25 protein-coding genes are annotated in these 23,774 nt (G+C 66.9%); 6 read left to right on the top strand and 19 right to left on the bottom strand.

The features are described 5' to 3' along the window. Positions 1–10 precede the first annotated feature (10 nt). The 4 genes from V2B31_RS15825 to dapA form a co-directional block, all read right to left on the bottom strand. Positions 11–2,428, bottom strand: a complete 2,418-nt coding sequence (locus tag V2B31_RS15825; RefSeq protein ID WP_328280274.1) for a hybrid sensor histidine kinase/response regulator — start codon at positions 2,426–2,428, stop codon at positions 11–13. Between the two features lie 34 nt (positions 2,429–2,462). Then, on the bottom strand, positions 2,463–3,053 hold the full coding sequence (locus V2B31_RS15820; RefSeq protein WP_328280272.1) for a DUF2062 domain-containing protein: 591 nt from the start codon (positions 3,051–3,053) through the stop codon (positions 2,463–2,465). Beyond that, complete coding sequence (smpB, locus tag V2B31_RS15815) at positions 3,053–3,535, bottom strand: SsrA-binding protein SmpB (RefSeq protein ID WP_328280270.1); 483 nt, start codon at positions 3,533–3,535, stop codon at positions 3,053–3,055. The genes V2B31_RS15820 and smpB overlap by 1 nt, the downstream gene beginning before the upstream one ends. A 91-nt stretch (positions 3,536–3,626) precedes the next feature. Further along, positions 3,627–4,505, bottom strand: coding sequence for a 4-hydroxy-tetrahydrodipicolinate synthase (dapA, locus tag V2B31_RS15810; RefSeq protein WP_328280268.1), 879 nt, complete (start codon positions 4,503–4,505; stop codon positions 3,627–3,629). 99 nt (positions 4,506–4,604) lie between these two features. Between dapA and V2B31_RS15805 the strand changes: the two genes are divergently transcribed. After that, on the top strand, positions 4,605–6,689 hold the full coding sequence (locus V2B31_RS15805) for a lytic transglycosylase domain-containing protein (protein ID WP_328280267.1): 2,085 nt from the start codon (positions 4,605–4,607) through the stop codon (positions 6,687–6,689). 18 nt (positions 6,690–6,707) lie between these two features. Here V2B31_RS15805 and V2B31_RS15800 read toward each other — a convergent pair whose 3' ends face one another. Next, complete coding sequence (locus V2B31_RS15800; protein ID WP_328280265.1) at positions 6,708–7,580, bottom strand: hypothetical protein; 873 nt, start codon at positions 7,578–7,580, stop codon at positions 6,708–6,710. 313 nt (positions 7,581–7,893) lie between these two features. Between V2B31_RS15800 and greB the strand changes: the two genes are divergently transcribed. Then, a complete protein-coding gene (gene greB, locus V2B31_RS15795) occupies positions 7,894–8,376 on the top strand; it encodes a transcription elongation factor GreB (protein WP_328280263.1) in 483 nt (160 codons plus the stop codon). A 60-nt stretch (positions 8,377–8,436) separates the two neighbouring features. Here the strand turns inward: greB and V2B31_RS15790 are convergent, their stop codons facing one another. Next, positions 8,437–9,330 (bottom strand): LysR family transcriptional regulator, encoded by an 894-nt coding sequence (locus tag V2B31_RS15790; RefSeq protein WP_328280261.1) that lies wholly within the window; start codon positions 9,328–9,330, stop codon positions 8,437–8,439. A 106-nt stretch (positions 9,331–9,436) separates the two neighbouring features. On the opposite strand from V2B31_RS15790, the gene bla reads away from it, so the two are divergent. Further along, positions 9,437–10,321 carry a subclass B3 metallo-beta-lactamase gene (gene bla, locus V2B31_RS15785; protein ID WP_328280259.1) on the top strand — a complete coding sequence of 295 codons (885 nt, stop codon included), beginning with the start codon at positions 9,437–9,439 and terminating at the stop codon, positions 10,319–10,321. Between the two features lies 1 nt (position 10,322). Here the strand turns inward: bla and V2B31_RS15780 are convergent, their stop codons facing one another. The 4 genes from V2B31_RS15780 to aspS form a co-directional block, all read right to left on the bottom strand. Continuing rightward, entirely contained in the window at positions 10,323–10,508 is a 186-nt protein-coding gene (locus tag V2B31_RS15780) for a hypothetical protein (protein WP_066696002.1), read from the bottom strand. A 77-nt stretch (positions 10,509–10,585) separates the two neighbouring features. After that, a complete protein-coding gene (locus V2B31_RS15775; protein WP_328280253.1) occupies positions 10,586–11,899 on the bottom strand; it encodes a methyl-accepting chemotaxis protein in 1,314 nt (437 codons plus the stop codon). 82 nt (positions 11,900–11,981) lie between these two features. After that, positions 11,982–12,770, bottom strand: a complete 789-nt coding sequence (locus V2B31_RS15770; protein ID WP_328280251.1) for a polyphosphate kinase 2 family protein — start codon at positions 12,768–12,770, stop codon at positions 11,982–11,984. A gap of 107 nt (positions 12,771–12,877) precedes the next feature. Beyond that, positions 12,878–14,662: an aspartate--tRNA ligase gene (gene aspS, locus V2B31_RS15765; protein ID WP_328280249.1), complete on the bottom strand. Its 1,785-nt coding sequence runs from the start codon at positions 14,660–14,662 to the stop codon at positions 12,878–12,880. A 128-nt stretch (positions 14,663–14,790) separates the two neighbouring features. On the opposite strand from aspS, the gene rnd reads away from it, so the two are divergent. From rnd to V2B31_RS15750, 3 genes are all read left to right on the top strand, one after another. Continuing rightward, positions 14,791–15,957, top strand: coding sequence for a ribonuclease D (gene rnd, locus V2B31_RS15760; protein WP_328280247.1), 1,167 nt, complete (start codon positions 14,791–14,793; stop codon positions 15,955–15,957). Between the two features lie 11 nt (positions 15,958–15,968). Continuing rightward, complete coding sequence (locus V2B31_RS15755) at positions 15,969–16,259, top strand: I78 family peptidase inhibitor (protein ID WP_328280245.1); 291 nt, start codon at positions 15,969–15,971, stop codon at positions 16,257–16,259. A gap of 102 nt (positions 16,260–16,361) precedes the next feature. Next, a complete protein-coding gene (locus V2B31_RS15750; RefSeq protein ID WP_328280243.1) occupies positions 16,362–16,745 on the top strand; it encodes a nuclear transport factor 2 family protein in 384 nt (127 codons plus the stop codon). A gap of 79 nt (positions 16,746–16,824) precedes the next feature. Here V2B31_RS15750 and V2B31_RS15745 read toward each other — a convergent pair whose 3' ends face one another. The 9 genes from V2B31_RS15745 to V2B31_RS15705 all read right to left on the bottom strand — a co-directional run. Further along, positions 16,825–17,694, bottom strand: coding sequence for a class I SAM-dependent methyltransferase (locus V2B31_RS15745; RefSeq protein ID WP_328280241.1), 870 nt, complete (start codon positions 17,692–17,694; stop codon positions 16,825–16,827). A gap of 95 nt (positions 17,695–17,789) precedes the next feature. Then, complete coding sequence (gene thrC / locus V2B31_RS15740) at positions 17,790–19,190, bottom strand: threonine synthase (RefSeq protein WP_328280239.1); 1,401 nt, start codon at positions 19,188–19,190, stop codon at positions 17,790–17,792. Positions 19,191–19,234: 44 nt separating this feature from the next. Continuing rightward, the gene (locus V2B31_RS15735; RefSeq protein WP_328280237.1) at positions 19,235–19,897 is read right to left on the bottom strand and encodes an SURF1 family protein; all 663 of its coding nucleotides are present in this window, start codon (positions 19,895–19,897) and stop codon (positions 19,235–19,237) included. Next, positions 19,890–20,399 (bottom strand): DUF3291 domain-containing protein, encoded by a 510-nt coding sequence (locus V2B31_RS15730; RefSeq protein ID WP_328280235.1) that lies wholly within the window; start codon positions 20,397–20,399, stop codon positions 19,890–19,892. The genes V2B31_RS15735 and V2B31_RS15730 overlap by 8 nt, the downstream gene beginning before the upstream one ends. A gap of 16 nt (positions 20,400–20,415) precedes the next feature. Next, positions 20,416–21,246: a cytochrome c oxidase subunit 3 gene (locus V2B31_RS15725; RefSeq protein ID WP_328280233.1), complete on the bottom strand. Its 831-nt coding sequence runs from the start codon at positions 21,244–21,246 to the stop codon at positions 20,416–20,418. Between the two features lie 36 nt (positions 21,247–21,282). Beyond that, positions 21,283–21,858 carry a cytochrome c oxidase assembly protein gene (locus V2B31_RS15720; protein ID WP_328280231.1) on the bottom strand — a complete coding sequence of 192 codons (576 nt, stop codon included), beginning with the start codon at positions 21,856–21,858 and terminating at the stop codon, positions 21,283–21,285. Then, positions 21,858–21,995: a hypothetical protein gene (locus V2B31_RS15715; RefSeq protein ID WP_328280229.1), complete on the bottom strand. Its 138-nt coding sequence runs from the start codon at positions 21,993–21,995 to the stop codon at positions 21,858–21,860. The genes V2B31_RS15720 and V2B31_RS15715 overlap by 1 nt, the downstream gene beginning before the upstream one ends. After that, a complete protein-coding gene (locus V2B31_RS15710) occupies positions 21,992–22,900 on the bottom strand; it encodes a heme o synthase (RefSeq protein ID WP_328280227.1) in 909 nt (302 codons plus the stop codon). Before V2B31_RS15710 ends, V2B31_RS15715 begins: the two co-directional genes overlap by 4 nt. 83 nt (positions 22,901–22,983) lie before the next feature. Further along, positions 22,984–23,774: cbb3-type cytochrome c oxidase subunit I (locus tag V2B31_RS15705; RefSeq protein ID WP_328280225.1), on the bottom strand; the 791-nt coding region annotated here is incomplete at its 5' end.

The raw sequence follows: 23,774 nt of genomic DNA, 5'->3' as shown, positions 1-23,774 counted from the left end.
CGGCGCAAGATCATTCCGCCGCAGGCCGCATCGCCAGCGCATCACGCGCCGCTTCGGCGAGCTGGCTGACCGAGAAGGGCTTGGGCAGGAAGGCGACATTGGCGATGTCGATCGACTTGCGCAGTTGCTCCTCGGCATAGCCCGACATGAACAATACGGGGAGGTCGGGATGGCTGTGGCGCGCGCGGGCGACCATGGCGGGGCCATCCATGTTCGGCATGACGACGTCGGAAATCAGGAGGTCGATCGTCTCGCCCGATCCCAGCACCTCCAGCCCCTGCTCCCCATCCTGCGCGGTCAGCACGCGATAGCCCTGCCGTGTCAGCGCGCGCTCGGCGACGGCGCGGACCATATCCTCGTCCTCCACCAGCAGCACCGTGCCAGTGCCCCAGGTTTCGGTGCGGCGCACGGGTGCAGGCGGCGCGACCGGCAGGTCGGCGTCAGCGCCGCTATAGACGGGCAGGTAGATGACGAAGCTCGCGCCGCGCCCCAGTTCCGATTCGGCGAAGATATAGCCGCCCGATTGCTTGACGATGCCATAGACGGTGGAGAGCCCCAGCCCCGTCCCCTTGCCCAGTTCCTTGGTGGTGAAGAAGGGCTCGAAAATCTTCGCCAATATGTCGGGCGGGATGCCGAGCCCGGTGTCGGACACGCGCAGCGCGCTATAGTCGCCCGCCGGCAATATCTGCTGGTGCATCTCGCGCACCTTCGCGGCGGGGACGGCGTAGGTCTGGATGTTGAGCGTGCCGCCTTCGGGCATGGCGTCGCGGGCGTTGACGGCGAGGTTGACGATCACCTGCTCCATCTGGCCCGGATCGGCGCGCACTGCGCCCAGATTGCGGCCGTGGGTCACGTCCAGCTTCACATTTTCGCCCAGCAGCCGCTTCAAGAGGTTGGACACATCGGCGACGATATCGGGCAGCTGCAATATCTGCGGCCGCAGCGTCTGCTGGCGGGAGAAGGCGAGCAGCTGGCGGGTCAGGCCGGCGGCGCGGTTGCTGTTCGACTTGACCTGCTGGATATCGTCATAGTCGCTGTCGCCCGGCGTATGGCGCATCAGCATCAGGTCGCAATGGCCGATGATCGCGGTCAGGATATTGTTGAAGTCGTGCGCCACGCCGCCGGCGAGCTGGCCGATCGCCTGCATCTTGGTCGCCTGCGCCACCTGCCGCTTGAGCTTGCTCTCCTCGCTATTGTCCTTGAGGCTGAGCAGCACCGCCGCTTCGCCGAGGCCCCGGACGCCGGCCAGGCTGAGCGCGACGGGATCGTCGGGATTGTCGCGCATCCTGACCGCAATGTCGCCCGACATTTGCGGCCCGACGGCAAAGCGCCGCACCGCGTCCGCCACCGCCGCCTGATCCTCCCGCACGACGAGATCGCCCGGATAGCTCGGCTTGTCGCCCGCCTTGAGCCCCGCCGCGCGCGCGAACGCATTGTTGAGGAAGAGGACGCGCCCGTCGCGGTCGGCCATGGCGAGACCGAAGGGCAACAGCGACAGCAGAGTCTCGATATAGGAGAGCGCCGAGGTGCCGCCGCCCCCCGCCGGCTCGTCGATCAGCAGCAGCAGCATCGGCCCGTCCTGCGCCGATGTCTGCGCGCCATTGGGCTGAGTGGCGCGTTTCAGCGGCACCTGGAGCAGGCGCAGCGGCAGCCCGCCCTGTTCCTCGCGCGCCAGGAACAGCCGGCCCTTGTCATCGACCCGCATATGGGCGGCGAAATCGCGGCCGGTGATGTTGGCGTCGATCCGCCCCGCCGCCCGCAACAGGAACGCCCCGTTGGCGGCGCGGATGCGTCCCTCGCCGCCGATCATCACTGCCATGATGCCGGCTTCGCCCAGCTGCCGCCCGGCCTCTCCGGTCAGGAAGCGGTGGACATCGTCGAGCGCGCTCGGCTGGCGGACGGGGGTGAAGCGCCAGAGGAGATAATCCTCGGTCCGCCCGGTCCGCATGATCTCGACATCCAGCCGCAGCGCGCCATGCACCATGCCCTCATGCCGCGCCGCGCCATCGCGCCAGGCGGCGCGCGCCGCGCGCGCCAGGCTGTCGGCCAGCGCTTCGTCCGCGGCGATGGCGGGCGGGGTCGGGTAGCCGGGGAACCATTCGCCGAACAAGTCGCTGGCGCAGACCAGCCGCCCGGCCCGGTCCGTCACCGCGATCGCCATGCTGGACGCATCGGCGGCGGCGCGGGCGACGGTCCAGTCGGGCATCGCTTCCCGGTCGGCGGGTTCGGGCGGGTAGAGATGCTGATACCAGCTCATCAACGCGGCGGCGGTCAGGATCGTCGCGCCGAAGCCGGCGGCCAGCGCCCAGCTGCCGGCGGCGTAGAGGACAAGGCCGGCGGACGCGAAGGCGGCAAGGATCAGCAGCGGCAGCGCCAAGCGCGAGCGCGGCTGGATCAGCCAGGCTTGCTCACCCCGTTTCAATCCCATCGCCCCTGCAACACCGGAAAAGGACCGCGCCCGATCAGACGCTTGCCTTCTCCAATGCGCCGCTTTGGTGGACCTTGCCAATCCTCAATTTACGCGCCTGCCATTTGCGGCCCATGCGGTGCCGCCAGACCCGGTCGGCGATCACATAGCCGATAACCGCGCAGGCGAGCGAAATGAGGAACAGGCCGATCAGCATCGCGGGCGCGGCCTCGGAAAAGAGCCAGCCGCACCATTCGCGCACCGAGGCGTGCCGATCGACCAGCGCCATGAAGCCCGACGCATCGGCGCTGCGGCCGAGCAGCCAGTTGCCGACCCATACGGAGGCCATCAGGATCAGCGGCGTCGTGGCGGGGTTGGAGAGGAAGGTCATCGCCGCCGCGACCGGGATGTTCGCGCGGAACGGCAGCGCCAGCAGCGCAGCGCCCGCGATCTGGACGCCGGGGATCAGCAGGAAGATGCCGACGAAGAGGCCGAGCGCCACCCCGCGCGGCACCGACCGCCGGGTGAAGCGCCAGAGCGACGGCTCCAGCACGCGATGCGCGACGGGGGCAAGCACCTTGCTCTTTTCCAGCGACTCGCGGGTCGGGGCGTTGGCGTGCCACCAGCGGGTCAGGCGATTGTCCATCAGCCGTGCGCCTTCATGATGCGCTGCTGGTCGCGTTTCCAGTCGCGTTCCTTGATGGTCTCGCGCTTGTCGTGGTTCTGCTTGCCCTTGGCCAGCGCCAGTTCGACCTTCACCTTGCCCCGGCTGTTGAAATAGAGCGAAAGCGGCACCAGCGTCATGCCCTTGCGCTCGACCGCGCCGTGCATCCGGGCGATCTCCCGCTCGTGCAGCAGCAGCTTGCGGGGGCGCTTGGATTCATGGTTGAAGCGGTTGCCATGGCTGAATTCGGGGATGTTGCTGTTGACCAGAAACACCTGATTGCCCTTCACCTCGGCATAGCTGTCGGCGATATTGCCTTCGCCAAAGCGCAGCGACTTGACCTCGGTGCCTTGCAACGCGATCCCGGCCTCGAACACGTCCTCCAGGAAATATTCGAACTTCGCGCGCCGGTTTTCGGCGACGATCTTCTTCTTGTCGAAGGTTTCTGGGCGGGGACGGGCCATGATATTCTACTTAACTTCCGTTCGGTTCGAGCTTGTCGAGAACCCTGTCGCTCCGGTTCTCGACAAGCTCGAACCGAACGGATGTAGGGATTCACACCAGTCCCGCAATCTCCAGCGCCCGGTCCACCGCCGCCCGGCTTGATTCCGACGGCCAGGTGATCGGCAGGCGGACGTCGCCGGGCATGTCGGGGCGGACCCGCGTGAGCGCATATTTAACCGGGCCGGGTGAAGAATCGCTGAACAGGGCATCGTGCAGCGGGTAGAGACGATCCTGAAGCGCCAATGCGCCATCCCAATCGTGCGCCGCGCAGGCCGCTTGAAAATCGGCGCACAGACGAGGCGCGACATTGGCGGTGACGCTGATGCATCCCCGGCCGCCCATCGCATTGAACCCCAGCGCCGTTTCGTCATTGCCGGACAGCTGGCAGAAGTCCGGGCCGCAGGCCAGACGCTGCGCGGTGACCCGCCCGAGATTCCCGGTGGCGTCCTTGACGCCCACGATCGACTGATATTCCTCCGCCAGCCGGTACATGACCGGCACGCCGATGTCGGTGATGGTGCGGCCCGGCACGTTGTAGAGCACAATGGGCAGGTCGCAGCGTTCGGCGAGATAGGCGAAATGCTGGTAGACGCCGTCCTGATTGGGCTTGTTGTAATAAGGGGCGACCACCAGCGCCGCGTCCGCCCCTGCCGCCTGCGCTGCATACATATGTTCGAGCGCGATCCGCGTATCGTTGGAGCCGCAGCCGGCGATCACCGGCACGCGGCCCGTTGCCTGATCCACGCAGATGGCGATGACGCGGTTATGCTCCTCGACCGTCATGGTCGCGCTCTCGCCGGTGGTGCCGCAGGGGACAAGGCCGCTCGATCCTTCGGCGATCTGCCAGTCGACGAAGGCGCGGAACGCCGCCTCGTCCACCCGTCCGTCGCGAAACGGGGTCACCAGAGCCGGAATCGAGCCGGAAAACATGATTTTACTCCTTCTATTCTCCGGGCGGCCGGGGCATGATCGACCAAGCGGGGCGCTATAGCGCGCCATTCAGGGCCTGATAAGGATGCAATGGGGATAATGTCCAGCATGCGCGCCTCATCCCATGTTGAAAGTTACCTTGTCCGAATGCCGATCGTCGCCCTGTTGCTCATCACCGCCGGCGCGGGCGCGCAGACCGAAGTCGTCCAGCCGATCCCGCCCGAATATCCGACCGGCCCGGTGGTGCAGCCGCTGCCCGGCGCCAGTAGCGGACCCAGCCCCTGGCAGCAGGTGCAGAGCCGCATCGGCGTCGCGCAGGACAGCGGCATCGCCGGCACGATCAGCCAGTGGCGCGCGCTCCAGCAAAGCGATGGCCTCAGCTTTTCCACGTATGCGAATTTCCTGATCGCCAACCCCGGCTGGCCGGGCGAGGACCGGATGCGCAAGCTCGCCGAGAGCGGGATCAATCCCGACAGTTTCGATCCGGGTCAGGTGGCTGCCTTCTTCGCCCGTTTCCCGGCGCGCACCGCCACGGGCCATGCCCGCAACGCCGTCGCGCTGATGCAGCTTGGGCGCATGGACGAAGCGCGGGTCGCCGCGCGCAACGCCTGGATCGGCGGGTCGCTGACGCCGACGGACGAGGCGCGGCTGCTCTCGCTATTTGGCTCCACCTTCACCAGCGCGGATCACGACCAGCGCGCCGACGCGCTGCTCTGGGTCAACGACACCAGCGGCGCGGCCCGCATGATCGCCTATGTCAGCCCCGCGCGCCGCCCGGCCTTCCAGGCGCGCATCGCCTTCCGCCGCAAGAGCCCGGACGCGGCGATGCTGATGCAGGGCGCCGAGGCGACCGGCATGAGCGACGCGGGCTATGTCGCCGACAAGGCGCTGTGGCTGCGCGACAGCGGCAACTGGATCGCGGCGCGCCAATATCTGGCGAACCGCCCCGTCGCCACCTACCGGCCGAGCAATCCCGAGAAATTCTACGAAGTGCTGCTGGGGCAGGCGCGCGCCGCCGCCAATGACAGCCAGTGGAGCTTCGCCTACGGGATCGCCAGCAGGATCGACGACGCGGTGCCGCCGGGCGTCGACCTCAGCGCCCAGCCGATCGGCGTGCGCGACGATTATACCAGCCTCGCCTGGCTGGCCGGCAGCACCGCCTATTACAACCTCAACCGCCCGACCGACGCAGTGACGATGTTCCGCGCCTATGCCAATGCGGCCAAGTCGCCCCAGACCAAGTCCAAGGGCTATTATTGGGCCGGTCGCGCCGCGCTCCAGGCGGGCGACGCGGCGAGCGCCAGCAGCTATTTCGCCCAGGCCGGCGTCTATCCCGACCAGTTTTACGGCCAGCTCGCGCTGGAGCGATTGGGCCGCCCCATCCCCGCCCCCGCCACGGTCGAGCGGCCGGTGCCGATCTCCGCCGCCGAGCGGGCCGCGTTCGAAAACCGTTCCGTGGTGCGCGCCGTCCGGGCGCTGGGGCAGATGGGCTATTGGGAGGATCAGAGCAAGTTCGCCCGCGCCATCGCCAACAATGCCGACAGCGACGCCGATCATTTCCTCGCCGCCGAACTGGCGCAGAAGATCGGCCGGCCCGACATGGGCGTGATGGTCGGCCGCCGCGCCGTCTCCAGCGGCTTGACCGGCTATGGGCAGAGCGCCTTCCCGCGCGTGCCGGTGCCGTCGGAAGCGCAATATAACTGGACCATGGTCCATGCCATCGCCCGGCAGGAAAGCCAGTTCGACCGGCAGATCGTGTCCCATGCCGGCGCGCGCGGGCTGATGCAGCTGATGCCCGGCACCGCGCGCGAGCAGGCGGGGAAGCTGGGGATGAGCTATAATCCCGGCGCGCTCAACGATCCCAGCTACAACATCCTGCTGGGCTCAGGCTATTTCCAGCGGATGCTCGATTATTATGGCGGCAGCTATCCGCTGGCGGTGGCGGCCTATAATGCTGGTCCGGGCAATGTGAACAAGTGGATCAGGGCCAATGGCGATCCGCGGGTCGCCGGCGCGGACATGCTGCGCTGGATCGAGCAGATCCCGATTTTCGAGACGCGCAACTATGTGCAGCGCGTGCTGGAGAATGCCGTCGTCTATGAGGCGATGAACCCCGAGCGGGCGCGGTTCCGGGGCGCGACCGCCGTCCTCAGCCGCTATCTGGGCAAGTCGACGCCGGGGTGACCCGGCGCCGGCTGCGCGTCAGAAGCGATAGCCCAGGGTCAGGGTGACGGCGTCGAAACCGGCATTGGGCAGGAACTGATGATCGGCATGGGTGTACATGAGGCCGATGCGCAGCAGCTCGAAGGCCGAGGTCTGCCCGCCCTCCCGTCCACGCACGCCCAGGCTGATCGCCGCCTGGTGCACCTCGTCATAGGGCACCACATCCTTGGTCAGGATCGAATAGCTATAGCTGCCGCGCAACGTGCCGGCCCGACCGAAGACCCGCCCCTGAAGCGGCAATTGATAGGCCACGCCGTTGCGGAACATCCAGTTGCGCGTCTGGCCCGCATCGCGCGCGTTGAGCAATATGTCGCCGGTGGTCGTGCTGTATCCGACCATGTTGCCGATCGTCACGACGCCGCGACCGACATTGCTGATCCGGTAGAGGCTGCTGAGCGAGGCAGTCACCAGTTCGCGATCACCACCGAACGCCTTGTCGGCAACGACCATGCCGTAAGACGCGCGCGGGGTCAGCGTCCAGTCGGGCGTCGCATGGAACTCGACGCCGGCCGACAGGGTGGCGAGCAAAGCGGTGCGGACGGGCAGGCGGGAAAACCCGCTGCCTTCCGCATTGGCGCGCACGACGCTGACCGGCAGGTCGATGACGAAGCGGGTCCGGCTGCCTTCGGCGATCCGCGATCCATGCCGATACCAGCCGTCGATACGCTGGCCGTCCTGCCCGCCCGCCTTCCAGTAGGTGCCGTTGAGGCCGATCGCGTCGACGTCGGCCATCGGCACCTCGGGCTCGAACTCTTCCAGCCCGAGCGCGGTTTGGAATGCCTGCATCTGGACGCTGTTGGGATTGCCATAGGCGATCGTGTCGCAGCCGGTCTGCGCCACCTGACGCTGCATCAGCCCCTCGCGCCAGGAGCCGCCCTGCCGAGCGCCACTTCGTGCAAATTGCTGCGAAGGCAAGTTGGGAAGGGTGGGAATGTTGCCCACTGTCGCGCACGGATCAATCGGCGTACCCTCCAACCCGCTCTGCGCCCAAGCGGAGGGGACGCACAGGATGAAAGCGGCCGCAAGCGCGGCCGGGACAAGGTTAAAACGCATTGGAATCCCCCAAATTCGATGTTGCCGTCTTGTTTCTGTTATAGTTGCGACGCGACCGACCGGACTGTTGCCCGTTGTTGATGACAATATTAACGCAGGATAATTAAATCCAGTGAATAATCAGCCCAATTACATCACGCCCGAAGGCTTCGCGAAGTTGCGGGCAGACTATGACCATCTGCTGGGCGTCGAGCGGCCGCGCGTCGTCGAGGTGGTGAGCTGGGCGGCGGGCAATGGCGACCGCAGCGAGAATGGCGACTATCTCTACGGCCGCAAGCGGATGCGGGAGATTGACGGGCAGCTGAAGCGGCTGTCGAAGAAGATGAAGGACGCCAAGGTCGTCGATCCGCGCCAGCAGCCCGACAAGGCGCGGGTCTATTTCGGCGCGACCGTCACCATCGCCGACGAGGATGACAGGCAGCGCACTGTCACGATCGTGGGCAATGACGAGACCGATGTGGACGCCGGGCGCATCGGTTGGGGGTCGCCGTTGGCGCGCGCCTTGCGCAGGGCGGCGGTGGGCGATCTGCGCCGGGTGACGCTGCCGGCGGGCGAAAAGGAATATGAGGTGCTAGCGATCGCCTATCCATCGTAAATCGCAGGCATTTTCGCCTTAAGTGGAACAGCGAAGTGAACAGCTGATTCGACCTTCGCGCTACTGGCGGGCGTGAGGACGATCAGTGGCTGTCGCGGCGTCGATCAGCCAGCGTCGGAAGTCCGCCATCGCCGGGCTGTCCGCGCGCGACATGAGGCGCGTGAGCCAGTAGCCGCCGAGATCGACCGCCATGGCGAAGGGCTGGACCAGCCGCCCTGCCTCCAGATCGCGCGCGAACAGCGCCGGCGGGGCGAGCGCGACGCCAAGTCCCCGCTGCGCCGCCAGCGCCATGCCCACCGAATTGTCGAACATCGGCCCGCGCAGCGGCGGGCAGGGCGCGCCGGCCGCCGCGAACCAGCGCGGCCATTCGTCGGCGCGGTAGGAGCGCAGCAGCATCTCCCCCGCCAGCATCGCCGGCTCCGTGAGCCGCAGCGCCACCGCCGGGGCGCAGAGCGGCGTCAGCGGCGCGCGCAGCACCGGATCGGCATGGGTGCCGTGCCACGCCCCGTCGCCGAAGCGGATGGCGAGGTCCAGCCCCTCCCCCGCCAGATCGACGCGGTTGTTGTTGGTCATGATGCGGAGGTCAATATGCGGGCAGGCGCGCTCGAAATCGCCGAGCCGGTCGAGCAGCCAGCCGGTCGCGAAGGTGCCGACCACGCCCAGCGTCACGATCTCGCGCGGGCGGCCGCCCTCGATCCGGCCCAGCGTCGCGCCGATCCGGTCCAGCGCCTCGCCCATCACCGGCAGCAGCGCGCGGCCTTCGTCGGTCAGCATCAGGCCGCGCGGCAAGCGGCGGAACAGCGGCGCGCCGAGCCGCGCCTCCAGTTGCGCGACCTGCTGGCTGACCGCGCCCTGGCTGACGCACAGCTCGATCGCGGCGCGGGTGAAGTTGAGATGCCGCGCCGCCGCCTCGAAAGCGCGCAGGGCGTTGAGCGGCAAGCGGGCGCGGTCCATGGGCAACCGTCATAAGCCAAGCTAATGGCTATGTCGAGAAATGATGCTTTGCGGACGGGCCATGATGCCGGCAATTTTGCCGTCGAGCGATGAAGGAGATGGGCGGATGCGGATGGTGGCGGCGCTGGCTATTAGCCTGGCTGGGATAATGTCGACGGGTGCGAGCCAAGCGGACGATCCGCTCACGCGGCCGATCGCGCCCCAATCCGCAAAGCGCTGGCTCACGCCGCAAGCGCCGATAAGGCTATATGGCAACAGCTATCTAGTCGGCTTCGGCGGGCTCAACGTGGCGCTGATCCGCACCAGCGCGGGCCTCATCCTGATCGACGGCGCGGTGCCGCAGGCGGTGGCGGACGTCGAGGCGAACATCCGCCGCCTGGGCTTTTCGATTCGCGACGTGAAGCTGATCCTCAGCACCGAGCCGCATTTCGACCATGCCGGCGGCATCGCCGCGCTGGCGCGGGACAGCGGAGCGATGGTGATCGCCAGCGCGGCTGGCGCGGCGATATTGAAGCAGGGTGGCGGCGATCCCGACGATCCGCAGGCGGCCTGGCTGGAGCGTTTCCCCGGCGTCGCCCGGCTGCGCACCGCGCGCGACGGCGAAGCGATCCGGCTGGGCGATGTCGCCGTCACGGCGATCGCGACCCCCGGCCATACGCTGGGCAGCATGAGCTGGCGCTGGAGGAGTTGCGAGAGGAAATCCTGCAAGACGATGCTGTTCGCCGCCAGCCTCAATCCGATCGCGGCGGACGGCTGGCGCTTCGCCGATCCCGCGCACAGCCGCTTCGTCGACGCCTTCCGCGCGAGCATCGCCAGGATGAAGGCGCAGCCCTGCGACATCCTCATCGCCTCCCACCCGCAGGAGGGTGACGAAGAGCGGCTCAAGCGGCTGGCGGCGCGGCGCACGCCCAATCCCTTCGCCTATGCCGCGCCCTGCCGCGGCTATGCCGAGCGGGCGGAGGCGGCACTGGGCGAGGAACTGGGGAAATAGCCTATTCGTGCGGTCGCAGCGCGCGGTTGAGGCTGTCCAGCACCGCGTCGATCGGCTCGGTCACGGTGACGCTGCGCCCTTCGCCGAAACGGATGCGCGTGCCGTCGCTGACCTGGGTGACGAAGGTGACCTGGGCGGGGTTGATCGCGGTCTGGGTCCGGTCGGTGCCGACGAACATCACGAGCATGGCGTGCCTCTCCTTCTGTTTGAAGAGGCAGCCTAGCGGCTTTGAAGCGCCGCGCCAGTCCTAGTTTTGCAGCGGGTTCAGGCCGCCCGGATCGCGGCGATGAAGCCGCCCGCCCGTTGTTCCAGCCGGTGCGCCTCGCCCGCGAGCCGGTCGGCCACGTCGCGCAGGCCGCCCACCGCGACCACGCTCGCCTGGGCATTGTCGCTGATCTGCCGGGCGCCGGCGCGGATATGGTCGCTCGATGCGCTGGCTTCCGCGACGCTATCGGCAATGGTGCGGCTGAACGCGCTCTGACGCGCGACCGCGTCGAAAATCGCGGCGGACAGGCTGTCCGCGCGCGCCATGGTGGCGTCGATATGGGCCTGCCCGGCCGCCACGTCGCCGATGCCGATGCGGATATGATCGATCCGCCCGGCGATGCTGGCGGCGGCGTCGCGCGTCTGCTGCGCGAGCGACTTGACCTCGCGCGCGACGACCGCAAAGCCCTGCCCCGCTTCGCCGGCGCGTGCCGCCTCTATGCTGGCGTTGAGCGCAAGCATGGCGGTCGCCCGCGCGATGCTGTCGATCAGCGCCACGACCTCGCCGATGCTGTCGGCGTCGGCCCTGAGCGCCGCGCTGCGCGCCGCGCCCGAGCGGCTGTGCGCCGCCGCCTCGCGGATCGCGGCGCCCGCCGCCTGCGCTTCGGCCTCCATCGCTCGGAAAAGCTGTCCCAGTTCCGCCCCGCCGGCGGCGAGCTGATGGAGCCGTTCGGCGGTCTGCGCAGCGGCGACCGCCATCGCGGCCGAGTCCGCCCCGTCGCCGGCCGCGCGCTCCGCCGCCTGCGCCGCCAGTCCCGCGAGGCTGTCGGCCATTTTCGCCATGTCGGCGATCATCGCGGCAATATCTTCCCGGAAGGCGGCGCTTTCGCGGCTGACCCGCTCCGCCCGCGCCGCCCGCGCCAGCGCCACCCGCGCGTCGCGTTCGGCGGTGAGGCGCAGCAGCAGCGGCCCGCCCAGAACGCCGACATAGACACCGGCTCGGGTGGCGATCAGCCCTTCGCATCCCGTTCCTTGCGCGGCGTAGAGATCGACCAGCGCCTCGATGCTCTCGCTCTGCTCGGCCGTGGCGCAGGGCCGGACATGATCGTCGAGCCGCCCGCCGAAACTGGGATTGCGCAGCAGCGCATGGCCGAACGGGTTGAAGAGGATGCGGCGCATGTCCCGCTCGTAGATCGCGCCGACCGGCCGGTCGCGCCCATCAAGCACGGGGAGCAGCCGCAGCCCGGAATCATATTGGAACTGATCGACCGCGTCGCTCAGCGGCTGGCCCAGCCGGACGACGGGGCACTGCTCCGCCCGCAGGGTCGGCGCTGGCAGCGGGTCGGGCGCGATGAGGCGGGCGGTGGAAGCCATAAACCCGACCTACCGGTCAATGGTAAATGAGGGGTTAGGATTTCGTGACAGTTACGTGACAATGCCTGTTTTTCTGCGGCCTTCACGCGCCGGCCGGCTGATAGCCGAACGCTTCGCGCGCCAGAGCGACGACCGCCGGGTCCGGATCGGGGAAGGTCATCGGCACGAGCCGCTCCAGCCGCTCCGCAACATAGGTTAGCGCCGCGATGCGGCCGGCCTTGCGGTTGTTGTTGTCGATGGCATGCCAGGGCGCATATTTGCTGTCGGTCTTGGCGAACATGGCGTGCATCGCATCCAGATAGTCGGCGCGCCGCGCGCGGTTGCGATAATCGTCCGGTCCGGTCTTCCACCGCTTCCACGGCGTATCGAGCCGCTGGGCGAGCTGCTCGTCCTGAGTCTCCTGCGTGATGTGGACGAACAGCTTGACGAGGTTGGTGCCTGCCTGCGCCTGCTGCTTCTCGAACGCATTGATCTCGTCATAGGCGCGCTTCCACTCCTTCTTCGAGCAGAAGCCCTCGACCCGCTCGACCAGCACCCGGCCATACCAGCTGCGGTCGAAGATCGCGATGTTGCGCCGGGCCGGCAGGCGGGTCCAGAAGCGCCAGAGAAAATGATGGTCGCGTTCGACCTCGCTCGGCGCGGCGATGGGATGGACCTGATAATAGCGGGGATCCCAGTCGGCGCTCATCCGCTTGATGATCCCGCCCTTCCCCGCCGCGTCCCAGCCCTCCAGCAGGATGACGCTGCGCCGGTCGTGGAGGATGTGCGCGACCTGTATCTTCGCCAGCCGCTCCTGGAGCGCGGCGAGATCGGCGTCATAATCGCCCTTATATTTCGCGCCGGTTTCGTAATCGGCAAGGTCGATGGTCAATGCCTCAGTCCCGTTCGGTTCGAGCTTGTCGAGAACCAGTTCTCGATACGCCTACTCGGCTTCGCTCGAAGGCTACTCGAACCGAACGGAACTGGAAAGTGAAGGCGTCACGCCTTCGCCTGCGGCTCCACGACGCGGATGTGGAGTTCGCGCAGCTGCTTGAGTTCCGCCGGGCTGGGTGCGCCCATCAGCAGGTCTTCGGCGCGCTGGTTCATCGGGAACAGCGTGATCTCGCGCAGATTCTGCGCGCCGCACAGCAGCATCACGATGCGATCGACGCCAGCGGCCATGCCGCCATGCGGCGGCGCGCCGTACTGGAACGCGCGGTAGAGGCCGCCGAACCGATCCTCGACATCCTGCTGCGACAGGCCGACCAGCTCGAACGCCTTGACCATGGCTTCGGGCGACTGGTTGCGGATCGATCCCGACGCAATCTCATAGCCGTTGCAGACCATGTCATATTGATAGGCCTTGAGCGTCAGCGGGTCTTGGCTGCTCAGCGCCTCCAGCCCGCCCTGCGGCATCGAGAAGGGGTTGTGCGCGAAGTCGATCTTCTTCTCGTCCTCGTCATATTCGTAGAAGGGGAAATCGACGATCCAGCACAGGTCGAACCGGTCCTTGTCGATGAGGTCGAGCTGCTCGCCGATGCGGATGCGGGCGAGGCCGGCGAGCTTGGCCGCCTGGCTTTCCTTGCCCGCCGCGAAGAACACGCCGTCATTGGGGCCGAGGCCGAGCGCCGCGATCAGCTTCGCGGTCGCTTCCTCGCCATGATTCTTGGCGATGGGGCCGCCGGGCACGCCGTCCTTGATATTGATATAGCCAAGGCCCGAATAGCCCTCGCCCCGCGCCCAGACATTCATGTCGTCGAAGAACTTCCGGCTGCCAGCGCCAGCGCCGGGCGCAGGGATGGCGCGGATGACGCTGCCGCTCTCCACGAGGCTGGCGAAGATGCCGAAGCCCGAGCCATGGAAATGCTCGGTCACGTCCTGAATGAGGATGGGGTTGCGCAGGTCGGGCTTGTCGCTGCCATATTTGAGCATCGCTTCGGCGTGGGGGATACGCGGGAAGCTGCCGGCCGGGGTGACCGGCTTGCCGTCGGCGAACGCCTCGAACACTTGGGCGATCACCGGCTCCATCGTGTTCCACACATCTTCCTGCGTGACGAAGCTCATTTCGAGGTCGAGCTGGTAGAATTCGCCGGGCAGCCGGTCGGCGCGCGGGTCTTCATCGCGGAAGCAGGGGGCAATCTGGAAATAGCGATCGAAGCCCGCGACCATCAGCAATTGCTTATATTGCTGCGGCGCCTGGGGCAGGGCGTAGAATTTGCCGGCATGGATACGGCTCGGCACCAGAAAGTCGCGCGCGCCTTCCGGCGACGAGGCCGTCAGGATCGGCGTCGAATATTCGGTGAAGCCCGCATCCTCCATCCGGCGGCGCATGTCGCGGATGATCTGGGTGCGCTTGACGATGTTGGCGTGGAGCGTCTCGCGCCGCAGGTCGAGGAAACGGTAGCGCAGGCGGATATCCTCGGGATAGTCCTGCTCGCCTGCGACCGGCAGCGGCAGCTCCGCCGCCGTCGACAGCACCGTCACGCGATCGGCCACGATTTCGATCTCACCGGTCGCCATCTTCGGGTTGATCGCTTCGGCCGCGCGGGCGACGACCTTGCCCTCGATCGTCACCACCGACTCAAGGCGCAGCGTTTCGAGCATTTTCAGCGGCTCGCTGTCCGCCTTCGCCACGATCTGGGTGATGCCATAATGGTCGCGCAGGTCGACGAACAGCACGCCGCCATGGTCGCGCTTGCGATGGACCCAGCCCGACACCCGCACGTCATTCCCGACCTCTCCCGTGGTCAGGGCGCCGCAGGTATGGGTGCGATAGGCGTGCATGGCGTTTTGGTCTTTCGGCTTCGTTTTACGGAAATGACAAAGTGTTGCAGCCCCGCTATGGCCGGAGATGTCGAAGTTCGACCAGCCCGCCGGGGAGCGGGCCAGCCCATAATAAGATCGAAGACCATATGCAAATCCATCCGCTGATTACCGACAGCAAGACGCTTTTCGATTTCTGCGCCCGCATTGCGAAATCCCCCTACATCGCCGTCGATACCGAGTTCATGCGCGAGAATAGCTATTGGCCCGAACTCTGCCTGGTGCAGGTCGCCGATCCGAACGAGGCCGCGGCGATCGACCCCAAGGCGCCGGGGCTGGACATGACGCCCCTGCTCGACCTCATGGTGAACAATGAGGATGTGCTGAAGGTCTTTCATGCCGGCGGGCAGGATATCGAGATCGTCCACAATCTGACCGGCAAGACGCCGCACCCGATGTTCGACACCCAGATCGCGGCGATGGCGTTGGGGCTGGGCGAACAGATCGGCTATGGCAATCTGGTCGATGCGTGGATGGGGGTGCAGCTCGACAAGGGCGCGCGCTTCACCGACTGGGCGCGCCGTCCGTTGGACAAGCGCCAGATCGACTATGCAATCGGCGACGTCACCTACCTCATCCAGATTTTCCCCCGGATGCTGGACGAATTGCGCAAGACCGGGCGCGGCGACTGGCTCGATCAGGAGATGGAGCGGATCAGCGATCCTTCCAATTATGAGAATGACCCGGAGGAAGCCTGGCAGCGCGTGCGGATCGCCAGCAAGAAGCCCGATGTGCTGGGCCGGTTGAAAGCACTGGCCGCCTGGCGCGAGATCGAGGCGCGCGACAAGAATCTGCCGCGCGGCCGCATCGTCAAGGACGAGACGCTCGCCGATATCGCCAGCCACCCGCCGCGCACGCAGGAAGACCTCGGCAAGGTGCGGGGCCTCTCCGCCACCTGGAAGACCAACGATATCGGCGCGCGGCTGATGGCGGCGATCCGCAGCGCGCAGCCGCTCGGCCGCGACGAGATGCCCGACCGCGAGCCGCGCCGGCCGGGACTGGGCAAGGACGGCGCGCTGGTGGCGGACCTGCTCAAGCTGCTTTTGAAAATCCGCTCGCGCGACATCAATGTCGCCGCGCGGCTGATCGCGCGGACCGACGATATCGACGCGCTGGCGGCGGGCGTGCGCGACGGGCTCTCGATCCTCGAAGGCTGGCGCTACGAGCAGTTCGGGCGCGACGCGGTCGATCTGGTCGAGGGACGCATGGCGTTCGCGGTCAAGAATGGCCGGCTCAAGATGACGCGGACGGAATGAGGAGAGCGGCGATGCGGACGATGATGCTGGTGTGCCTGCTGGGCCTGACCGCTTGCGCCGGCGCGAAGGGGCCGGCGACGCCGCCTGCGACCGCCGAAGGGCCGTGCCGCAACAATGGCCTGGACGCCTTCGTCGGGCAGAAGGCAAGCGCGGAAACCGGCGCGGCTTTGCTCAAGGCTTCGGGCGCGCGGACGCTGCGTTGGGGCGGCCCCGGCATGGCGATGACGATGGACTATCGGCCCGATCGGCTGACGGTCAGCTATGACGAGGCGATGGTGATTACGTCCGCGCGGTGTGGCTGATTGCCTACCTCCGTTCGCTTCGAGCTTGTCGAGAAGCGGTTGGCCTATCCTGCCCGTTTTTCGACTTCGCTCGAAACGAACGGCTGATGGAATGACTAAGGCATGATCGCCGCCGCCGACCTCGCCATCCGTTTCGCTCGGGCGAGCTTCAACCGGGCGCTGGCGGAGGGCGACCTTGCCGCGATCGGTCCGCTGCTGAGCGCCGATGTGGTCATGGTGACGGGCACTGACAGCGCCGTGATCGCCGGACGCAAGGCGCAGCTTCAGGCATGGAAGCGCGAATTCGCGGCGAAGGCGCGGATGATCTATGCGCGCACGCCGCAGACGGTCAGCGTCTCGCCGGTCGAACCGATCGCGATGGAATTGGGCGTCTGGCAGGGCGTCCTCGGCGGCATCGCTCAGGCGTCCGGCAGCTACAGCGCCAAGTGGCGAGAGGTGGGCGGCATTTGGGTGATCGAAGCGGAAATCTACGTGACGATGGCGTGACGGCTCATGCCAAGCTGTGTTGAGCAGGACTCCTCCCCTCCCTGAAGGAGAGGGGCTAAAGATAGTCACTGGCGTGGTATCAGCGCCTCCACCGTGCCCAGATAGCGGTGGGAAGCGCGATCCCCCGCGCTTCTTCGCGCACCGCCAGCTCGCCGGCTTCCACGGTGCCGGGCAGGTCGGCGAAGGCTTGGCGCAACAATTCACCGATCGCCAGCGCCGACATGCGGACGGCATAGACGGTCAGGAACAGGAAGCGGCTGTCGGCGTCGAGCAGCGCGCGGCAATTGGCGATGAGGCCGGGCAGATCCTCCTCCAGCCGCCACACCTCGCCATCGGGGCCGCGGCCATATTTGGGCGGGTCGAGCAGGATGCCGTCATAGCGGCGATTGCGGCGCACTTCGCGCGCGACGAACTTTGCCGCATCCTCGACGATCCAGCGGACGGGGCGATCCTCCATACCAGACAGCGCGGCGTTGGCGCGCGCCTGCGCCACCGACTTCTTGGACGCATCGACATGCACCATCCGCGCGCGCGCCGCCGACAGTGCCAGCGTGCCCACGCCGGTATAGCCGAAGAGGTTCATGACCTCGGCATCGGGCTTGTCGGCGATGGCGGCGCGCAGATCGTCCCATACGGGCGCCATGTCGGGGAAGAAGCCGAGATGGCGGAAGGGGGTGCAGCTCGACTGAAATGTCACCTCGCGCCAGCGCAGCGGCCAGCCTTCGGCCGGCACCGGCTTTTCATAATACCAGCGCCCGCCGCCATCCTCGTCCGATCCGGGGATGAACTCGGCGTCGGCGCGCCAGTCGGTCGTCGCGGGCTTCCACATCGCCTGCGGCTCGGGCCGGATGAAGCGGAAGCGGCCATAGCGCTCCAGCTTGCGGCCGTCGCCCGAATCGAGCAGGCCATAATCGGGCCAGGGTTCGCCGATGAGGGTCTTGAGGTCCATACCAGTCCCGTTCGGTTCGAAATCCTGAGCCTGTCGAAGGGCGAGAACCATGGGCATCCGGTTCTCGACAAGCTCGAACCGAACGGATGCTGAGATTAGCCGCGCGGCGTCGCCCGCTCCGCGACATAGGCGGTCACCGCGTCGAACGTGCCGGGGAGCTTTGCATAGCTTTCCTCGCGCGCGAACAGGTCGCCGACCCGGCCGGGCAGCGGCGGGCGGACGCCGGTCGCGCGCTCGACCGCGTCTCGGAACTTGGCGGGATGCGCCGTCGCCAGCGTGACGACGGGCACGTCGACATCGATCGCCGCCGCGCGCGCCGCCGCCAGCCCGATGGCGCTGTGCGGATCGATGATCTGCCCTGCGCCATCATGCGCCCAGCGCATCGCGGTCGTCATGCCGTCCGCATCGATCCGGGCGGAGCGGAACAGGTGGGCCGCGCCCTCCCTTTGCGCATTGGTGAGCCGCATCGCCTTCGTCGCCTCGAACCCGCGCATCTGCGCCGCGAGCGCCAGCCCGTCGCGCCCGCCGGCGTCGAACAGCAGCCGCTCGAAGTTGGAGCTGACCTGGATGTCCATGCTGGGCGTCGCGGTCGGCACCACCTGACCCTGGCTGTAGTCGCCATCGGACAAAGCGCGGTGGAGGATGTCGTTGACGTTGGTGGCGACGATCAGCTTCGCCACCGGCAGCCCCATCTTCGCTGCGACATAGCCCGCGAACACGTCGCCGAAATTGCCGGTGGGGACCGAAAAGGCGACCGGCCGCTCCGGCGCGCCCAGGCGCACGGCGGCGTAGAAATAATAGACCACCTGCGCCATCAGCCGCGCCCAGTTGATGCTGTTCACCGCCGACAGGTTGAAGCGGCCGGAGAAATCGACGTCGTTGAACATCGCCTTCACCAGCGCCTGCGCATCGTCGAAGCTGCCGTCGATCGCGATATTATAGACGTTGGGGGCGAGCACCGTCGTCATCTGCCGACGTTGCACGTCCGACACGCGGCCTTCGGGATGGAGCATGAAGATGTCGATCTTCGCCCGGCCCGCCACGGCATCGATCGCCGCCGATCCGGTGTCGCCCGATGTCGCGCCGACGATGGTGATATGATCGTCGCGGCGCGACAGGAAGCGCTCGAACAGGTGGCCGAGCAGTTGCAGCGCCACATCCTTGAACGCCAGCGTCGGGCCGTGGAACAGCTCCAGCAGCCAGTGCTGATGGTCGAGCTGCACCAGCGGCGTCACCGCATTATGGCTGAACCGCGCATAGGCGGCGGCGCAGAGATCGCGCAGTTCGTCTTCGCTCAGCGATCCGGCGACGAAGGGGGTCATCACCCGCACCGCCGTCTCGACATAGGAGAGGCCGGCAAGGTCGCGGATTTGCTCGGGCGAAAAGGCGGGCCATTCGGTCGGCAGGTAAAGCCCGCCGTCGGACGCCAGGCCCGCCAGCGTCACATCCTCGAACCCGAGCGCCGGCGCGCTCCCTCTGCTGCTCTGATACTGCATGATGGGGAAGCGCGGTAGCGCCGGCCCGGCAAAGGGGCAAGCAATTAAGGCTTTTGCGACCCCGAAACCGCGATATTCCGCCGCCGCAACGCCAGGCCATAGATGATGGCGGCGACCCCGGCGAAGAAGAACCATTGCACCGCATAGGCCAAATGGTTGTTGGGAATGTCGGCGGCAGTCGGCGGCGCGACGGGCTTGAGACCGGCCGGCGCGGCTTTCGCGATCAGCATCGGCCGCAGCGGGGCGGCGTTACCGGCGATGCGGGTCAGGAGTGCGCGATGATCGGGCTCCTCGCTGATCCAGCCCTCTACCTGCCCGCCGGTCCAGCTCGGCTTCTGGTCGGGCTTTTGGCCGACGCCCAGCGCGACCAGCACGCCCGGCCCCTCCGCTCCGGTGGCGCATTGCGCGATATGGCGATAGCCGGTCGAGCCGTCGGCAGCGCGCCCTGCCTCCACCTGCCACCCCACGACGCGCAGGCAGTGGACCGAGGAGCGGCGGAACAGCAGGTCGGGCGCGACCGGCGGCAAGGAGGGAAAGGCGACGGGAGGCTGCGCGGGATTGGTCGCGGCCAACCTAAGCGCCTGCGCCTTTTCGCCCCGCCGCTGGAGCTGCCAGACGCCGAGCGCGATCATTGTGAGGATGGCGGCCGCGACGATGATCGTCGGAATGACGGGAATGCGCCGCGTGCCGCCGCCTGTATCAGGCACGACCCATGCACCAGGGATCGGGCTGGTGATCGATCGGCGGTCCAGCCTCATCGGGGGCAGGGAAGCGCGCCTTGAAGGTGAAGGCCTGGGGCGACGGGCCGAGCCGATCGAGCAGCCAGAGCCGCGACAGCCCGTCATTGACCGTGGGCACCGTGCCTGCCTCGATCCACCAGAGCGCCTGATAGGCGCCCTCGAACCGTTCGAAATAGTCGCGCCGCCGCGCCATCACCGGCGTATGGGCGCTGCGATAGACGAAGTCGAACAAAGCGTCGGCATCGGTCCATACCGACATGTTGGGGATCAGCAGCGGATCGCCGCCCAGCGCCATGTCGGTGGCGTTGCCGCCCTCGTCCTTCAGCCGCCAGACGAAACCCGGCGAGGCTTCGGCCAGCGCGTTGATGCGGTCGAGCGCGTCGAAGAAGGGCTGGACCCGCGGATCGCCCCTGGGGGCGACCAGCCGGCCGATATTGATCTGGGCGAGGTGCCAGACGGCCTGCGTCATCGCCCGCCGCCGCCGATCAGCCGCCGTGGACCGGCGCGTTCCAGCCGCCCCAGACATAGACGGCGACGAACAGGAACAGCCACACCACGTCGACGAAATGCCAGTACCAGGCCGCCGCCTCGAAGCCGAAATGCTGGCGCGGGGTGAAATGCGCCTTATAGGCGCGCACCAGATTGACGATCAGGAAGATGGTGCCGACCAGAACGTGGAAGCCGTGGAAGCCGGTCGCCATGTAGAAGGACGAGCTGTAGGGATTGCCGCCGAAGTCGAAGGGCGCATGGGCATATTCATAAGCCTGGATGCACGAGAAGATCGCGCCCAGGATGATGGTGCACCACAGCCCCTTGATGAGGCCGTCGCGGTCGCCATGGATCAGCGCATGGTGCGCCCAGGTGACCGTAGTGCCCGAGCAGAGCAGGATCAGCGTGTTGAGCAGGGGCAGCTCGAAGGCGTTCATCACCTCCACGCCCTTGGACGGGAACAGGCCCTCGATCGGCGCGAGTTCGCTGGGGAACAGGGAGAAGTCGAAAAAGGCCCAGAACCAGCCGACGAAGAACATCACTTCCGACGCGATGAACAGGATCATGCCGTAGCGCAGGTGAAGCTGCACCACCGGGGTATGATCGCCCGCATGGGCTTCGGCAATGACATTGCCCCACCAGCTGTAGAAGGTGAAGAGCACGCCCGCGACGCCGATCAGGAACACCCAGCCGCCGCCCGGTCCCATCGCATCGGGGTGCATCCACATGATCGCGCCGAACGCCATCACCAGCGCCGACATGGAGCCGAACAGCGGCCAGATGCTGGGCGGGAGAATATGGTAATCGTGATTCTTGGCGCCGGCCATGTCCTGCTCTTCCCCGTGGCTGTTATCGTGTCGTCCTTAGCTCGCCTTCCGGCCCTGCTCAACAGGGTAGAAGGTATAGCTAAGCGTAATCTGCTGCGTATCCTTGTTGTCCGGGTCGGCCAATATCTTGGGATCGACATAATAGAGGACGGGCATCCGCACCTCCTGCCCCGGCATGAGCGTCTGCTCGGTGAAGCAGAAGCACTGGATCTTGGTGAAATAGGCGCCGGCCTGCGTCGGCGTGACGTTGAAGGCGGCAGTGCCCGTGACCGGCTTGTCGGAGAGATTTTTCGCGACGAAGATCGCCATCGATTTGGCGCCCACCGTCACCGTCGCGGTCCGACGCTCGGGCTGGAAGCGCCAGGGCATCCCCGGGGCGATGTTGGAATCGAACCGGATCGACATGCTGTGCCCGGTCGCCACCGGCACGCTCGTCGCCGCGTCAGCGCGCTGGGTGGTGCCGCCGAACCCGGTCTGCTCGCAGAAGATGCGGTAGAGCGGGACGGACGCGAAGCCGAGGCCCAGCATGGCAAGGCCCACCCCCGCCATGGCGACGAGCGTTCGGCGGTTGCGCCGATCCCGGTCGAAGGGCGAAGGCGGCAAGGTCGCCATCAGATATTATGGCTCGCGCCGATCTTCGCGAGCGTGATGGCGAAGAAGAGGATGGCGAGGAAGCCGAGCAGCAGCCCGGTCATGATGGCGCGGCTCTTCTGCCGGGCGCGGATCTGTTCCTGCTCCTCGGGCGTCATGCCAGCAGCCAGCGGTCGACGACCACCGCTCCGAACAGCAGAAACAGGTAGAGGATCGTAAATTTGAACAGCCGCTTCTCCGGCGCCATGCGCGCGGGATCGCTTTCGCGCCGGCGATAGACCTGGAAGGCGAGCGCGGCGAAGATGAGCGTGCCGACCAGCGCCGTCACGCCATAAATGAGGCCGGTGAGCCGCAGCAGCACCGGCGCGAGCGCGGCCACCGCCATGATCGCGGTATAGGCCCAGATATGCCGACGGGTCGCCACTTCGCCCGACACGACTGGCAGCATCGGGATGCCGGCGGCGGCGTAATCGGTCTTTACGAACAAAGCGAGCGCCCAGAAATGGGGCGGCGTCCAGAAGAAGATCAGCATGAACAGGGCAACCGGCAGCGCGCTGACGTCGCCGGTCACCGCCGCCCAGCCGATCACCGGCGGAAACGCCCCGGCCGCGCCGCCGATCACGATATTCTGCGCCGTGCGGGGCTTGAGCCAGATCGTATAGACGAAGACGTAGAAGAGGATCGAAACGGCCAGCACCCCGGCGGCGAGCCAGTTGGTCGCCATGCCCATCAGGATGACCGAGAAGAAAGAGAGGCCGACGCCGAAATGCAGCGCCGCCTGCCGGTCCATCCGGCCGGCCGGCAGCGGGCGCGACGCGGTGCGCTTCATCTTGGCGTCGAGATCGGCCTCCCACCATTGGTTGAGCGCGGCGGCCGCGCCCGCGCCGAGCGCGATGCACAGGATGGCGGTGAAGGCGAGGACCGGGTGGATATGCCCCGGCGCGGCGAGCAGGCCGCAGAGGCCCGTGAACACGACCAGAGTCATCACCCGCGGCTTGGTCAAAGCCACGAAATCCCGCCAGTCGGCAGGCAGGGAGACAGGGGAAAGGATCGCGGTCGTCATAATCGTTCCGGCCCGCGCAACAAGCGGGCTTTCATGCTGGGCCGGGGTACGGATCGCGTCCGCCCCCGGCGAAAGTCACAGCCTCAATGGTGCGCGGCGTCGTCGATCACCGGCAGCGTCTCGAACTGGTGGAAGGGCGGCGGGCTGGACAGAGTCCATTCCAGCGTGGTCGCGCCTTCGCCCCAGGGATTGCCCTCCGCCTTGCGGCCAGCGGCGAGCGACCAGATCAGGTTGACGAAGAAGATCAGCATCCCCGCAGCCATGATCTCATAGCCGTGGCTGGCGATCTTGTTCCAATAGGCGAACGCTTCCGGATAGTCGGGGTAGCGACGCGGCATACCGCTGAGGCCCAGGAAGTGCATCGGGAAGAACAGCAGGTTCACGCCGATGAAGAAGACCCAGAAGTGCAGCTGGCCGAGGAACTCGTTATACATGCGGCCCGACATTTTCGGGAACCAGTAGTAGAAGCCGGCGAACAGGCCGAACACCGCGCCCAGCGAGAGCACATAGTGGAAGTGGGCGACGACATAATAGGTGTCGTGCAGCACATCGTCCACGCCGCCATTGGCCAGCACCACGCCGGTCACGCCGCCCACGGTGAACAGGAAGATGAAGCCCAGCGCCCAGACCATCGGCGTCTTGTAGCTGATCGAGCCGCCCCAGATGGTCGCGATCCAGGAGAAGATCTTGACGCCCGTGGGCACGGCGATGACCATGGTGGCGGCGGTGAAATACATCTTCACATTGACCGACATGCCGGTCGTGAACATGTGGTGCGCCCAGACCACGAAGCCAACGACGCCGATCGCGACCATGGCGTAGGCCATGCCGAGATAGCCGAACACCGGCTTGCGGCTGAAGGTCGAGACGATCT

Origin of the sequence: Sphingobium sp., from assembly GCF_036170395.1 — a bacterium.
Lineage (GTDB): Bacteria > Pseudomonadota > Alphaproteobacteria > Sphingomonadales > Sphingomonadaceae > Sphingobium.
The sequence above is the reverse complement of the archived record's forward strand: the minus strand, read 5'-3'. Positions and strand labels throughout refer to the sequence as shown.